Raw genomic sequence first — 14,297 nt, forward strand, 5'->3', positions numbered from 1 at the left:
CGCCACGAATGACCCCGCTCCAAAACAACAGCGCCCCGAACGTTCACGCCCTGAACGCCGAGCGCAGAAGAAACAAAAAAGCCCTCCGAAGAGGGCCCATGAACAACGCAAGAATCACTCGTCGTCAGCGTCGTTACCAGTCAGCGACAGTACCTCTTCAACAAAGGCCTCGAACAGCGGCAACGCAGCAGGCAGCCCCGCAAGAGACTCCGCCTCCCCCGCATCGAAGAAGTGCGGCTTGTCCGCCGGAATACCCACCCACTCACCCCCTTCGAACAGCAGGCCAAGATAGCCCTCCGCCGTCGGCAAGTAGAACAACCCCGCGCCGCCCAGCGCGCGTTGCCCCTTCTTCGTCGCCTTGCCACGCCCCCAGCTCACCCCCTGCCGCGCCAGGTGCTCGGTAATCCAGCCGTCGCACACATGCGTGTCGCGCCAGCTTCCTTCGGCATCGAATACGGCGAGCACGGGCATGGGTGCGTCCTTGGCTTGAAGGTGTGGTGTGGTGGGGTGTGCGTTGGCGTGGTGTTGTGCTTACTGCAGGAAGCTCGGCTTGGCGTAGCCCTGGAACTTGGCGTCGACCACTGCCTTGAATTCCTTCGAACGGTACGCGTCGGCAATGTCCTTGGCCCACGGCGTGTTCTTGTCGGCCGTCTTCACTGCCACCACATTCAGATAGTAGTCGGGCGTCTTCTCCAGCACCACCGCTTCGGTCAGCTTCAGGCCCGACGAAATCGCGAAGTTGCCGTTGATGATGGCGTACTCGGTATCGCCCAGCGAGCGCGGCAGTTGCGCCGCTTCGAGCGGAATGAACTTCAGCTTCTTCGGGTTCTCGGCCACGTCTTTTTCAGACGCGCGCAGCGGGTCGATGCCGGCCTTGATGGTGATCAGCTTGTTCTGCTCCAGCAGCACCAGCGCGCGGGCCAGGTTGCTCGGGTCGTTCGGCAGCGTCACGCGGTCGCCCTCTTTCACTTCGGCCAGCGTCTTGCGCTTGGTCGAGTACACGCCCAGCGGCGCGATCGGGCCCTGCACCAGCTCAGCCAGGTCGAGCTTCTGGTCGGCCGAGAACTTCTTCAGGTAGACCTGGTGCTGGAAGAAATTGGCGTCGAGCGAACCCTGGGCCAGCGCCAGGTTGGGCTGCACGTAGTCGTTGAACTCGACCAGCTTGACCTTGTAGCCCTTCTTTTCAAGGATGGGGACGATGCCGACCTTCAGCTGGTCGTAGTTGGAGCCGGCGGTGCCACCGATCACCAGATTCTTCTTGGCTTCCTGGGCCTGTGCCAGCGAGAGGCCGCCGAACGACAGCGCGACGAGGGACAGGGCGAGAACGGAACGGCGCAGCAGTGCGGTTTTCATGGGATGTGCGGAGAGAGAAATGAAGAGAGGGAAACGAAAAAGAAAGAGACGAAAAATCAACGCTTGTCGAGCCGGCGGGCCGTGGTGTTGCCCACGAACTGCAGGATCTGCACCAGCACCACGAGCAGCGCCACGGTGAGCACCATCACGTCGGTCTGGAAGCGGTAGTAGCCGTAGCGGATGGCCAGGTCGCCGATGCCGCCGCCGCCCACCACGCCGGCCACGGCCGAGTACGAGAGAAAGCTCACGGCCAGCACCGTCAGCGCCAGCACCAGGCCCGAACGGGCCTCGACCAGCAGCACGCGCCAGACGATCTGCAGCTCCGAGGCGCCCATGGCATGCGCCGCCTCGATCACGCCGCGCGGCACTTCGCGCAGGCACTGGTCGACCAACCGCGCCAGGTAGGGAATGGCCGCGAACGACAGCGGCACCGCGGCCGCCAGCGGACCGATGGAGGTGCCTGCGATCACCCGCGTGAACGGCACCAGCGCCACCAGCAGGATGATGAAAGGGAACGAGCGCACGGTGTTCACGATCCAGTTCAGCACCAGGAACGCCGGCTTGTTTTCAAGCGACTGGCCGGGGCCGAGCAGGAACAGCAAGATGCCCAGCGGCCCGCCGATCAGCACCGCGGCCGACAGGCCGATAGCCAGCATCATGAAGGTCTGGCCCGTGGCAATCCACAGCTCGGGAAGGATGGGCGCGATGTTCTCAAACATAGGCCACCTCCTGCGCGTTGCGCTGTGCGGAAGCCTGGCGCGGCGCCACCGGTTCGCGCGCCTCGCGCTCGCGGCGGCGCACCAGTTCGTCGATCTCGCGGCCCAGTGCCGTCTGGCGCTCTTCGCTTGGCGCATCGACCGCGAACTGCTCGACCAGCCGGCCCTTTTCAAGAATGGCCACGTTGCGGCACAGCACCTCGACCACCGACAGCTCGTGCGTGACGATCACGATGGTCACGCCGATCTTCTGGTTGATATCGCGCAGCGTCTCGAGCAGCGAGCGCGTGGTTTCGGAGTCGAGCGCCGAGGTGGGCTCGTCGCACAGCAGCACCTGCGGGCGCGGCGCCAGCGCGCGCGCAATGGCCACGCGCTGCTTCTGGCCGCCCGACAGCTGGGCCGGGTAGGTGTCGATCTTCTCGGCCAGGCCGACCAGGTCGAGGCATTCGCGCACCCGCGCATTGATCTCGGCCTTGGAGTGGCGGCCGTGAATCTTCAGCGGGAACGCCACGTTGTCGAACACCGTGGCGTTCTGCAGCAGGTTGAACTGCTGGAAGATCATGCCGATGTTCTGGCGCGTGTCGCGCAGCTCGCTGCGCGAGAGCGTGGTGAGGTCGCGCCCGCCGACGAAGACCTTGCCCGCATCGGGCCGCTCCAGCAGGTTGATGAGGCGCAACAGCGTCGACTTGCCGGCACCGCTCTTGCCGATCAGGCCGAACACGTCGCCCTGGTGAATGTCGAGCGACAGCGACTGCACGGCGTCGAACACCTCGCCGTTGGGCAAGGCAAAGGACTTCTGTACCGATTGAAGACGGATGACTGGCGCCGCGCTGTTGTTGCCGCGGCCCGTGTCAGGCGTAGGGTGGGTCATGAAAAAGAAGCGCGGCCCGCATGAAGGCGGATCGCGAAGGTTCGGAAAAAGGTGCCGAGTATGAAAAGAAAAGAGCCGAAAGGGAACGAACAAATCGGCTCTTGCATATATATGAAAACGCATAAGACGACCCAGACGCTCGCCGCGTGCGCCATATCGATATGAGGATTGGTTCGTTCCCAAAGGCCGGCGGCAATGCCACATTCGCGCCTTCATTTTTTTGATTTCGCGCCACCATGCACACCACTTTCCGCCGCCGCACCCTCGCCCTTGCAACGCTGGCCGCCGCCCTCTTCGCCGGCAGCGGCGCCTTCGCGCAAGACAACAAGAACACCCTGAAGGTCGGCGTTTCCGTCGGCAGCGCCGAGCAGGTATTCGAAGTGGTCAAGAAGGTCGCCGCCAAGGACGGCCTGACCATCCAGGTCGTGGTGTTCAACGACTACCAGCTGCCCAACGCGGCGCTGGCCTCGGGCGACCTCGACGCCAATGCCTTCCAGCACCAGCCCTTCCTGGACAACCAGGTCAAGGCGCGCGGCTTCGACCTCGTGCCCGTGGGCCTGACCATTACCGCGCCGCTGGGCTTCTACTCGCGCAAGCTCAAGTCGATCGACCAACTGCCCGACGGCGCATCGGTGGGCATCCAGAACGACCCGTCGAACGGCAACCGCGCCCTGCTGCTGCTGCAGACCGCCGGCCTCATCACGCTGAAGCCCGAGGCCGTGAAGAACAACACCGCCACGCCGCTCGACGTGGTGAGCAACCCGAAGAAGCTGAAGCTGGTGGCGCTCGACGCCGCCCAGCTGCCACGCTCGCTCGACGACCTGACCATTGCCGCCATCAACAACGACTACGCCGAAAAAGCCGGCCTGTCGCTCAACAAGGACGCGGTGATCAAGGAGTCCGCGAAGAGCCCCTACGCCAACCTGATCGCCGTGCGCCGCGCCGACAAGGACAAGCCCTGGGCCAAGCGCCTCGTGGCCGCCTACCAGTCGCCCGAGGTGAAGAGCTTCATCGAGACGCAGTTCAAGGGCTCGCTGGTTCCGGCGTTCTGATCCGGGTCGAAGACCGAGGTTTGTCCCCCTTGCCCTCTGTGCGCCCACGCCGCGCACAGAGGGTTTTTTACTGCCGGCGTGTGTCTGAAGGTATCTTCCGGGCTTCATCAAATCCTGGAGGGTGCGCACCATGTTCTTCCGACGACACGGCCTCGTTGCCGGCCTGGGCGCGCTGGCGCTGCTTGGCGCCGTCACGACAGCCTCGGCCCAGCGATTCGTGGAAGCCGGCCCGGCCCAGGGCCAGATCAGCGTGACCGGCTCGGCCGCCGTTCGCGTGGCACCCGACGAGGTGTTCCTGACGGTCGGCGTCGAGAGCCGCGACAAGAACCTGCAGGCCACCACGCGCGACAACAGCGAGCGCATTGCCAAGGCGCTGGCCGTCATCAAGCGCCACGGCGTGCCCGACAAAAGCGTGCAGCTGAACTACATCCAGGTCGAGCCCGACTTCGACACCAACGTCAGCCGCATCACCCCCGTGGCCTATCGTGCCCACAAGAGCATCGGCATCAAGATCACCCGGCTCGACAGCTTCGAGCCCCTGCTGACCGACCTGTTCGCCGTGGGCGTCAACCAGGTCGAGAACATCGAATTCCGCAACTCCGACATGCGCAGGCACCGCGACAAGGCCCGCGAGCTGGCCGTGGTGGCCGCGCGCGAAAAGGCCGACGCGCTGACCTCGCAACTGGGCGTGAAGCGCGGCAAGGCCCTGCGCATCAGCGAAAACACCGGCTGGAACTGGGGCGGCTGGAGCGGCCGCTACCGGGACGGCGGGCAGAACCTGATGCAGCAGAACGTGGTGCAGTCGCCCCCTTCCGGCGGGGGCCAGGCCGAGGGCGCGGACGGCGACCTGTCGGTCGGCCAGATCAGCGTCACGGCCACGATCAGCGTCGACTTTCTGATCGAATGACACCGCTTCGGGGAGCCTTGCCGGCCCGTGAGAAAATGCCCGGTTACCCCGAACACCAACCCTACACAGTCAGGACACCCCATGGACGCAGAACAAATCAACCAAATCGGCGCAATGCTCGCGGACCTGAGCGTCCGTACGGTCGATTTACGGAGGTATCTTTGACTACGATGCCAAAGCTGAACGACTGAGGACAGTCAACGCATCGCTCGAAGACCCGACCGTCTGGAACGACCCCAAGAAGGCCCAGGAACTCGGCAAAGAGAAAAAGTCGCTCGACGACGTGGTCGTCACGCTCGACAAGCTCACCAACGGGCTGTCGGACAACACCGAGCTCTTCGAAATGTCGAAGGCCGACGGCGACATGGACGGCCTGCAGGCCATTGCCGATGACGCCGCCCTGCTCGAAGCCGACATCAAGCAGCTCGAATTCCGCCGGATGTTCAACAACCCGGCCGATCCGCTGAACGCCTTCGTCGACATCCAGGCCGGCGCCGGCGGCACCGAGGCCTGCGACTGGGCCAGCATGCTGCTGCGCCAGTACCTGAAGTACGCCGAGCGCAAGGGCTTCAAGACGCAGATCGAAGACGAAACGCCCGGCGACACCGCCGGCATCAAGGGCGCGACCATCAAGGTCGAGGGCGACTACGCCTTCGGCCTGCTGCGCACCGAGACCGGCGTGCACCGCCTGGTGCGCAAGTCGCCGTTCGACTCGTCGGGCGGGCGCCACACCAGCTTTGCCAGCATCTTCGTGTACCCGGAAATCGACGATTCGATCGAGATCGACATCAACCCTTCCGACGTGCGCACCGACACCTTCCGTGCCAGCGGCGCGGGCGGCCAGCACATCAACAAGACCGACTCGGCCGTGCGCCTGACGCACATTCCGACCGGCATCGTGGTGCAGTGCCAGGACGGCCGGAGCCAGCACAGCAACCGCGACGTGGCGTGGAAGCGCCTGCGTTCGCGCCTGTACGACTTCGAAATGCGCAAGCGCCAGGAAGAGCAGCAGAAGCTGGAAGACAGCAAGACCGACGTGGGCTGGGGCCACCAGATCCGCAGCTACGTGCTGGACAACAGCCGCATCAAGGACCTGCGCACCAACGTCGAAGTCTCGGCCACCCAGAAGGTGCTGGACGGCGACCTCGACGTGTTCATCGAAGCTTCCCTGAAGCAAGGCGTGTAAACCCAATGAGCCTGAAAAGCCTGCAGAACGGCAAGGTCGAAGCCCTGATCTTCGACATGGACGGCACCATGATCGACTCCATGCCCTGGCATGCGCGCTCGTGGGTGACGTTCGCGGAGCGCCACGGCGTGAAGCTCGACGTGAGCGAGATCCTTGCGCGCACCACGGGCCGCACCGGCACCGAGAGCATGCGCGAGCTGTTCGAGCGCGAGCTCTCCGATGCCGAATGCCAGGCCATGGTTCACGAGAAGGAAGAGATCTACCGCGAGCTCTTTCATGACAACTTCACCGAGGTGGCGGGCTTCACCGCCTTCGCCAAGGCCGCCGTCGCACGCGGCCTGAAGGTGGCGGTGGGCACGGCGGGCGACAAGCACAACATCGAATTCGCGATGTCGCGCCTGAAGATGGACCCGCTGCCGCTGGCCATCGTCGGCGGCGACGAAGGCTTCACGGGCAAGCCCACGCCCGCCATTTTTCTGGAAGCCGCGCGCCGCATCGGCATTGCGCCCGAACGCTGCATCGTGTTCGAAGACGCGCCCTTCGGCATCGAAGCCGCCCGCCGTGGCGGCATGCGCGCCGTGGCCGTGTGCAGCACCCATACCGCCGCCGAGCTTGCCGGCCCCCACGTGATTGCCGCGGTTCGCGACTACAACGAACTCGCCCATTCGAATTTTCTGGAGACACTCGATGCTGATGCGTGACGCTCAAGGGCAACCAATTGCCATTCGCCGCGAAGACTATGCCGCTCCGGCCTACTGGATCGACACCGTCGACCTCACCTTCGACCTGGACCCCGCCAAGACCCGCGTGCTCAACCGCATGCAGATGCGCCGCAACCCCGAGGTGCCGGCGGAGCCGCTGCGCCTGCACGGCGACGAACTGAACCTGGCGCGCGTGCTCGTCAACGGCCAGGGCGCGTCGTTCCGCATGGAAGGCGACCAGCTCGTCATCGACGGCCTGCCCGACGCCTTCGAGCTGGAGCTCTTCACCACCTGCTGCCCCATCAAGAACACCAAGCTGATGGGCCTGTTCGTGAGCGAAGACACCTTCTTCACGCAGTGCGAGGCCGAGGGCTTTCGCCGCATCACCTACTTCCTGGACCGCCCCGACGTGATGGCGATGTACACCGTCACGCTGCGCGCCGCCAAGGCCGCCTACCCGGTGCTGCTGTCGAACGGCAACCTCGTCGAGCAGGGCGACCTGCCCGAGGGCCGCCACTTCGCCAAGTGGGTCGACCCCTTCAAGAAACCCAGCTACCTGTTCGCCCTGGTGGCCGGCAAGCTGGTGGCACGCGAGCAGCGCATTACCGCGCGCAACGGCAAGGAGCATCTGCTGCAGGTGTACGTGCGCGCCGGCGACCTCGACAAGACCGAGCACGCGATGAACTCGCTCATCAACTCGGTGCTGTGGGACGAGGCCCGCTTCGGCCTGCCGCTCGACCTGGACCGCTTCATGATCGTCGCCACCAGCGACTTCAACATGGGCGCCATGGAAAACAAGGGCCTGAACATCTTCAACACGAAGTACGTTCTGGCCAACCAGGCCACCGCCACCGACGCCGACTACAGCAACATCGAAAGCGTGGTCGGCCACGAGTACTTTCACAACTGGAGCGGCGACCGCGTGACCTGCCGCGACTGGTTCCAGCTGTCGCTGAAAGAAGGCCTCACCGTCTTCCGCGACCAGGAATTCAGCCAGGACCTGTGCGCCGATGCTTCGGCCCGCGCCGTGAAGCGGATCGAAGACGTGCGCGTGCTGCGCACCGCACAGTTCCCCGAAGACGCCGGCCCCATGGCCCACCCCGTGCGGCCCGACAGCTACATCGAGATCAGCAACTTCTACACCGTCACCATTTATGAAAAGGGTGCCGAGGTCGTGCGCATGATGCAGACGCTGGTCGGCCGCAAGGGCTTCGAGAAGGGCATGACCCTTTACTTCGAACGCCACGACGGCCAGGCCGTGACCTGCGACGACTTTGCACAGGCCATTGCCGACGCCAACCCCGATTCGGAACTGGCCCGCCTGCTGCCCCAGTTCAAGCGCTGGTACAGCCAGGCCGGCACGCCCCGCCTTGCGGCCCACGGCGTGTACGACGCGCAGAACCGCAGCTACACCCTGAGCGTGGTGCAAAGCTGCCCGCCCACGCCGGGCCAGCCGGGCAAGGAGCCCTTCGTCATTCCGCTGAACATCGGCCTGCTCGATGCCAATGGGCGCGAACTGCCGATCCAGCTCGAAGGCGAAAACGAAGTCACGCGCGGCACGCGCACCGTGGTGCTCTCGCGCGCCGGCGAGCAGCTCACCTTTGTGGGCCTCGACGCCGAGCCCGTGCCTTCCATCCTGCGTGGCTTCAGCGCGCCGGTGATCCTGGACTTCGAGTACACCGACGCCCATTTGCTCACGCTGCTGGCCAACGACCCCGACCCGTTCAACCGCTGGGAAGCCGGCCAGCGCCTGGGCCTGCGCGCCGCGCTGCAAGCCATTGCCGCCCTGGCCACCGACACCACCCCGGTGCTGAACGACGCCTACATCGACGCCATGCGCAGCGTGCTGCGCAACCCGCAGCTCGACGCCGCCTTCAAGGAACTGGTGCTCACGCTGCCGTCGGAAACCTACATTGCCGAACAGCTCGACGTCGTCGACCCGCAGCGCGTGCACCTGGTGCGCGAGACCATGCGCGCCCAGCTTGCCACCGCCCTCTTTGCCGACTGGCAACAGGCCTACGAAGAGAACCACGACACCGGTGCCTACAGCCCCGACCCGACCTCGTCGGGCCGCCGCGCGCTGGCCGGCATGGCGCTCAACTTTCTGTGCCTGGCGGCGCGCGCTTCGGGCGACACCGTGTGGCCCGGCAAGACGCTGCAGCGTTTCAAAGACGCGGGCAACATGACCGACCGCTTCAACGCGCTCAACGCGCTGGTGTCGTCGGGCCACACCCTCGCGGCTCAGGCCCTGGCGCGCTTCCACGCCATCTTCAAGGACGAAGCACTGGTCATCGACAAGTGGTTCTCGCTGCAGGCCGGCGCCAGCGACCGCGGCGGCGACATCCTGCCGCTGGTCAAGCAGCTGATGAAGCACCCGGACTTCTCGCTCAAGAACCCGAACCGCGCGCGCAGCGTGATCTTCAGCTACTGCAGCGCCAACCCCGGCGCCTTCCACCGCCCCGACGCGGCTGGCTATGTGTTCTGGAGCGACCGCGTGATCGAGCTCGACGCCATCAACCCGCAAGTGGCCGCACGCCTTGCGCGCGCGCTCGACCGCTGGAGCAAGCTGGCCGAGCCGTACCGCAGCGCCGCGCGCGAAGCCATTGCCCGCGTGGCCGCCAAGCCCGACCTGAGCAAGGACACGCATGAGGTGGTCACGCGTGCACTCGCTGGCAACTGAGCGAGGGCATCTGGAGCGGCCCGCGCTGATGCAGCGGCAGCAGCCACTGCTGCTGCCGCGCCTGCCCTTCCGGCCGGCGCTGGCGGCGGCCGCGTTGCTGCTCTGCGTGGCGCTCGCCGGCTGCGCGGGTGGCCCCGGCGGCAGCAGCTCGCGCCAGCCGTGGATCAAGAAATCGCAACTGGCCACCCTGCCCGGCTCGACCGTGCAGGTGGTCGTGCCCAGCATCGGCATCGAGGTAGAAAGCGACCCCGACGCCAGCTTCAAACGCTCGCGCATCATCGGTGCGGGCCTCTCGGCGATTCCCGGCGTGGGCATCGTCGGCGCCATCGCCCTCGGCGGCGCCACCGGTGCGGCCAACCAGAGCTACCAGGCCTCGCTGCAACAGGAAATCCAGTCGCGCTCGGCCCTTTACCTCGCGGTGATGGGCAACTACGAACTGGCACCCCAGCTCAGCCCGCGCCTCGAAAAGGCATTGAGCACCAGCCCCAACTACAAGGCCGCCACCTACCGTGAACCCGCCACCAGCATGTTCAGGGGCAGCCCGCTCAACCCCGACAGCGCGCAGACCGTCGTCGAAGGCTGGGCCAACGTTTCCGACGACGAAGACGAAGCCGTCGTGCGCGCCAACGTGCGCATCGGCTCCCCCGACAAGCGCACCCTGTGGCACGAGTATGCGTACCGCTCCACCGTCAGCCTGTCGGACCTTGTCGGCCCTTCGCTCAAGCAGGAGCTGCGCGGCAAGGACGCCAATACCCAGCGCAGCACCCGCCGCGCGCTCTGGCTGGCAGACCAGGGCAAGCTGCTGCAGGCCGGGCTGACCAGGGCGACAGCAGACATCGCGATGCGCATTGCCTACGACCTCGGCGCACCCTGGCCTGAAGACGAGAACAACGCCGACTGACGCTTGGCAGCAAGCCAGCCCCGACCGCCCGCGACACCTCATCAAGAATCAAACGAAACGAACCGAACCCCATACAGGAAGCAGAAACCTATGGCACAGCAAAAGATTTCCCTCACCCGCTACCTCGTCGAACAACAGCGCGCCGACGGCCTTATTCCCGGCCAGCTGCGCCTGCTGCTCGAAGTGGTCGCCCGTGCCTGCAAGAGCATCAGCCAGGCCGTCAACAAGGGCGCGCTGGGCGGCGTGCTCGGCACCGCCGAGAGCGAGAACGTGCAGGGCGAGATCCAGAAGAAGCTGGACATCATCGCCAACGAAGTGCTGATTGAGGCCAACGAATGGGGCGGCCACCTCGCGGCCATGGCCAGCGAGGAAATGGAAACCATCCACGTGGTGCCCAACCGCTACCCCCAGGGCGAATACCTCTTGATGTTCGACCCGCTCGACGGCAGCAGCAACATCGACGTGAACGTCAGCATCGGCACCATCTTCAGCGTGCTGAAGAAGCCCGACGACCACCCCGGCGTGCAGGAAGGCGACTTTCTGCAACCCGGCACCCAGCAGGTGGCAGCCGGCTACTGCATCTACGGCCCGCAGACCACCCTGGTGCTGACCGTGGGCAATGGCGTGGCCATGTTCACGCTCGACCGCGAGCAAGGCAGCTTTGTGCTGACGCAGGAAGACATCCAGATTCCGGCCGACACCAAGGAATTTGCCATCAACATGAGCAACATGCGCCACTGGGACGAGCCCGTGAAGCGCTACATCGACGAGTGCCTGGCCGGCAAGGAAGGCCCGCGCGGCAAGGACTTCAACATGCGCTGGATTGCCAGCATGGTGGCGGACGTGCACCGCATCTTGATGCGCGGCGGCGTGTTCATGTACCCGTGGGACAAGCGCGAGCCCGAAAAGGCCGGCAAGCTGCGCCTGATGTACGAGGCCAACCCGATGAGCTGGCTCGTCGAGCAGGCCGGCGGCGCGGCTACGAACGGCAAGCAGCGCATCCTGGACCTGAAGCCCACCAAGCTGCACGAGCGCGTGAGCGTGATGTTGGGTTCACGTAACGAAGTTGAGCGTTTGACCCAGTACCACGCCGGGAAGCCTTGATTTCTTGGCTATAATCTGAGGCTTCGCCGGTGTAGCTCAGTCGGTAGAGCAGCTCATTCGTAATGAGAAGGTCGGGTGTTCGATTCATCTCTCCGGCACCAAATCAAAAGCCCCGCTATTTTTTCGATAGCGGGGCTTTTTGCTTTCTGCCTTAGACGCTAAGCCGCGGTCTCGATGGCGCGCAGCCTTTCTACCAGCGTCAAATTCTTTGTCTGAGCGTGCTCGCCATAGTGGACCTCCCGATGGCAAGCAGGACAAAGTGCAGCCACAAACTGCGGATGATCCGGGCCCCCGTCAGACACGCGTGTGGTGTGATGCGGCTCTAGGTAAGGCACGCCGCCATTACGGCGAAACGGTGCCGGCTGCTCGCATAGCTCGCATTTCCCCGCAGCACGCTGAAGCACATAGTCGCGCACAGCGCCGCTGCGCTCATAGACCGTGCGGTTTTCTCTCTTGCTGCCCTCTGAGCCATCAACTTTGGAGGCGGCGATCGCCCGAGTCCTTGACTCCTGCAACGTCATCCCTTCAGCGAGACCTTCCGCAGCAGCAAGCTCCACCTGCTCCAAACGGGCGACCGGCACAAGTCGAAAAATGATTGCGTCCCGCAGCGACCCATCAATATCAGGTGCACGGACCCAGTCGTGCTCTTGATAGACGAACTCACCCAAATACTTTTGGCCCTTGCCTTTGCCGACAGTGCGGAACAAATGCAGCGCCTTCCCCCTGCGCGAGTGGTCTCGAACGGCTAGGTTGCCGCGAACAAACGTCATGTCGCCCTTCTGGCCTTCGCCAGAAAAAAAGAAGGTGCCTTCATCATCGAATCGATCTGCGTAGCCATAGCGCTCGCCACTTTCGCCTGTGAACAAGAACGTCACTGGCGCCTTCGCAGAGTCTGAAATGCCGCCTTGTCGCCCGCCACCAAACGGAATATTGAGATCCGGCCACCGACGATAGATACGCCCTACGGCGAAAGACGGAAGCCCCGCAGCGAGCGAGAACGAGGGAGAAGTTCGTTTGCTCGCCATTTCAATCCGCCGAGAAATCGATTGGCGGCTCTCTGTTGAGCATCAGGCTTGTGATTTCGAAGAGATCACACCAAGGCCGCGCCCCACGACTTGCACCGAAATTGCCGTACATCACCCGTTCCAGTTAACGATTGGTGACACACTTTAACTTCAACGGCTCACGCCCAGCTAACCATCGTTTCTCGTACGAACGGCCTTAGCGCCACTTCGTCCCACCGAGACACCGGCCCTGTCGATGAGGAGAGCCCGCCGCTCGACAGCAAATTCGCTTCGCAATTGTGAAATGGCGAAGGCCCCGCTAGATACACTTGTTTCGTGATCGGAGTCGCGGCATCTCCCAAAGGCCGCTGCGGAGGCAGACCTGAGCATCAAGAACACCTACCGCACGTTGATGACGCGCGGTATGAAGGGGTGCTACGTCTACTGCAGCGACGAAGAAACCACACATTACTTCCGCGTGCGGCTGTCGCCCGATGCGCTCACTGCGCTCCACCCCTGAGAACTGCCGGTCGGCAAGAACATCCACCGACCGATGCCTTCAAGCTTTCGGTCGACTCTCCGCTTCGACTCGCTTCAGCAGTACCTGCGAAAGCAGAGCTGCGTCGGCCGCTAGGTCTGCAGCAATCCACATGATGTTGTCGCGATGCCTGCCCCCAATAGAGTCGAACCATTCGCTGCAGTCCCCATAGCAGCAACTCAGCAGAGATTGCAGTTGGGACAACTTGTTCTCAAGAATGTCTGACGCGTCCTGCTGGTGGGTTACGTCGTCGGAAGCGGGCGTATGTTGCCCGGCGATAATTCGATCAGCCATCTGGTGTGCTCTCCTGCAAGGTAATGCACGTTGGTTGGTCAGACGGTCATGGTGTTAGCGCACCTTGGCCGTCGCCTTTTCTGCCTCACATCGACATCGCTGCGGTGTGCATTTCGATGTCCCGCCGTGAGGCGCGGCGGTCGTTCAAATGTAAGAACAGAAGCGCTTCAACGGAGCCTCCGCGCAGCGAACAAATCGCGCATCGGCCCAACTTTGCGCACATCGGCAATCCAAAACAAGATGCCCACCTGTCACGTCAATAAACCGACATGCAAGCCCCCTTCATCCCCCCCGCCCTGGGCCCAGCCCTCAAGCGCTGGCGCCTGCTCCACCGCGTGAAGCAATCGCACGCGGCCGAACTCTTCAACGTCAACCAATCGACCATCTCCCGCTGGGAATCCGGCACCCAGGCGATGGAGCCCGCCGAGCGCGCCCGCGCTGAAAAGCTGCTGTCGACCCGGCTCGATGCAGCCGCCGACCACGCACTCGCCAGGCTCGTCGACGAGAGCCCGCGGCCGGTGCATCTGGTGTGCGACATCACGCATCGCCTGCTGGCCTGCTCCGCGCGCAGGGCCGCCGAGTTCGGCGTGCCGCTCTCCACGTTGCTGGGCCGCTCGCTCTGGCGGTACGCCACGCCGGAGATCGCGGGCAAGGAAGCCCTGCTCGACAACATCGGCTGGCGCGATGCGCTCGCGCCGCCCTCGCTGGAGTTCGTCACGGGCACCAACGATTCGGAGCTGGTGCCCATCGCGCAGAGCCTGTGCCGGTGGACGCGGCTCACGCTGTCCGATGGCACGTCGGCGCGGCTGGTCGAAACGCTGCAGTAGCCACCGGCAGCGGCCAGGCAAAGCAAAACACAGCGCACCGAATCGCGGGGGTTCGATGCGGTCACGCCTCCGTCCGCAGACCCACCCGGCGACCCCGCCCTGAGCCGCCAGCCCAGCCCGCTCCCACCCAAGCCAAATCGCCGCAAAAAGCGCATCATCCTCA

At 64.3% G+C, this 14,297-nt stretch carries 13 protein-coding genes, 1 tRNA gene and 1 pseudogene; 10 read left to right on the forward strand and 5 right to left on the reverse strand.

The annotated features are described in order from the left end of the window. Positions 1 to 114: 114 nt before the first annotated feature. From DBV14_RS14295 to DBV14_RS14310, 4 genes are read right to left on the reverse strand one after another with little or no spacing between them, the layout of a single operon-like run. Positions 115 to 471, reverse strand: coding sequence for a hypothetical protein (locus DBV14_RS14295; protein WP_124459835.1), 357 nt, complete (start codon positions 469 to 471; stop codon positions 115 to 117). A 60-nt stretch (positions 472 to 531) separates the two neighbouring features. Continuing rightward, the gene (locus tag DBV14_RS14300) at positions 532 to 1,353 is read right to left on the reverse strand and encodes a MetQ/NlpA family ABC transporter substrate-binding protein (RefSeq protein WP_124459836.1); all 822 of its coding nucleotides are present in this window, start codon (positions 1,351 to 1,353) and stop codon (positions 532 to 534) included. A 56-nt stretch (positions 1,354 to 1,409) separates the two neighbouring features. After that, complete coding sequence (locus DBV14_RS14305) at positions 1,410 to 2,072, reverse strand: methionine ABC transporter permease (protein WP_124459837.1); 663 nt, start codon at positions 2,070 to 2,072, stop codon at positions 1,410 to 1,412. Next, positions 2,065 to 2,940: a methionine ABC transporter ATP-binding protein gene (locus DBV14_RS14310; protein WP_124459838.1), complete on the reverse strand. Its 876-nt coding sequence runs from the start codon at positions 2,938 to 2,940 to the stop codon at positions 2,065 to 2,067. The genes DBV14_RS14305 and DBV14_RS14310 overlap by 8 nt, the downstream gene beginning before the upstream one ends. 236 nt (positions 2,941 to 3,176) lie before the next feature. On the opposite strand from DBV14_RS14310, the gene DBV14_RS14315 reads away from it, so the two are divergent. The 8 genes from DBV14_RS14315 to DBV14_RS14350 all read left to right on the forward strand — a co-directional run bounded on the left by DBV14_RS14315 (position 3,177) and on the right by DBV14_RS14350 (position 11,572). Beyond that, entirely contained in the window at positions 3,177 to 3,992 is an 816-nt protein-coding gene (locus DBV14_RS14315; protein WP_124459839.1) for a MetQ/NlpA family ABC transporter substrate-binding protein, read from the forward strand. 130 nt (positions 3,993 to 4,122) lie between these two features. Continuing rightward, positions 4,123 to 4,899, forward strand: a complete 777-nt coding sequence (locus tag DBV14_RS14320) for an SIMPL domain-containing protein (protein ID WP_124459840.1) — start codon at positions 4,123 to 4,125, stop codon at positions 4,897 to 4,899. Positions 4,900 to 4,980: 81 nt separating this feature from the next. After that, positions 4,981 to 6,085, forward strand: a protein-coding gene (prfB, locus tag DBV14_RS14325) for a peptide chain release factor 2 (RefSeq protein ID WP_124459841.1) whose coding sequence is annotated in 2 segments (ribosomal slippage) — positions 4,981 to 5,061 and positions 5,063 to 6,085 — 1,104 coding nt in all. Because the reading frame shifts where the segments join, the coding sequence is not laid out codon by codon here. 5 nt (positions 6,086 to 6,090) lie between these two features. Further along, positions 6,091 to 6,786 (forward strand): HAD family phosphatase, encoded by a 696-nt coding sequence (locus DBV14_RS14330; protein ID WP_124459842.1) that lies wholly within the window; start codon positions 6,091 to 6,093, stop codon positions 6,784 to 6,786. Further along, a complete protein-coding gene (gene pepN / locus DBV14_RS14335) occupies positions 6,773 to 9,466 on the forward strand; it encodes an aminopeptidase N (protein WP_124459843.1) in 2,694 nt (897 codons plus the stop codon). Before DBV14_RS14330 ends, pepN begins: the two co-directional genes overlap by 14 nt. Continuing rightward, positions 9,432 to 10,367 (forward strand): hypothetical protein, encoded by a 936-nt coding sequence (locus tag DBV14_RS14340; RefSeq protein ID WP_124459844.1) that lies wholly within the window; start codon positions 9,432 to 9,434, stop codon positions 10,365 to 10,367. Before pepN ends, DBV14_RS14340 begins: the two co-directional genes overlap by 35 nt. Positions 10,368 to 10,457: 90 nt before the next feature. Continuing rightward, the gene (locus DBV14_RS14345; protein WP_124459845.1) at positions 10,458 to 11,471 is read left to right on the forward strand and encodes a class 1 fructose-bisphosphatase; all 1,014 of its coding nucleotides are present in this window, start codon (positions 10,458 to 10,460) and stop codon (positions 11,469 to 11,471) included. A gap of 25 nt (positions 11,472 to 11,496) precedes the next feature. Next, positions 11,497 to 11,572 (forward strand) — tRNA-Thr (locus DBV14_RS14350). A gap of 57 nt (positions 11,573 to 11,629) precedes the next feature. Here the strand turns inward: DBV14_RS14350 and DBV14_RS14355 are convergent. Beyond that, positions 11,630 to 12,496 carry an HNH endonuclease signature motif containing protein gene (locus tag DBV14_RS14355; protein WP_124459846.1) on the reverse strand — a complete coding sequence of 289 codons (867 nt, stop codon included), beginning with the start codon at positions 12,494 to 12,496 and terminating at the stop codon, positions 11,630 to 11,632. Positions 12,497 to 12,836: 340 nt separating this feature from the next. On the opposite strand from DBV14_RS14355, the pseudogene DBV14_RS14360 reads away from it, so the two are divergent. Together DBV14_RS14360 and DBV14_RS14370 are read left to right on the forward strand one after the other, a co-directional pair. Next, a pseudogene (locus DBV14_RS14360) lies at positions 12,837 to 12,995 on the forward strand (DNA/RNA helicase domain-containing protein); the annotation flags it as partial. A gap of 581 nt (positions 12,996 to 13,576) precedes the next feature. After that, entirely contained in the window at positions 13,577 to 14,134 is a 558-nt protein-coding gene (locus DBV14_RS14370; protein ID WP_124459847.1) for a helix-turn-helix transcriptional regulator, read from the forward strand. Positions 14,135 to 14,297 lie beyond the last annotated feature (163 nt).

Origin of the sequence: Variovorax sp. KBW07, from assembly GCF_003852515.1 — a bacterium.
Classification (GTDB): Bacteria; Pseudomonadota; Gammaproteobacteria; order Burkholderiales; family Burkholderiaceae_C; genus Variovorax.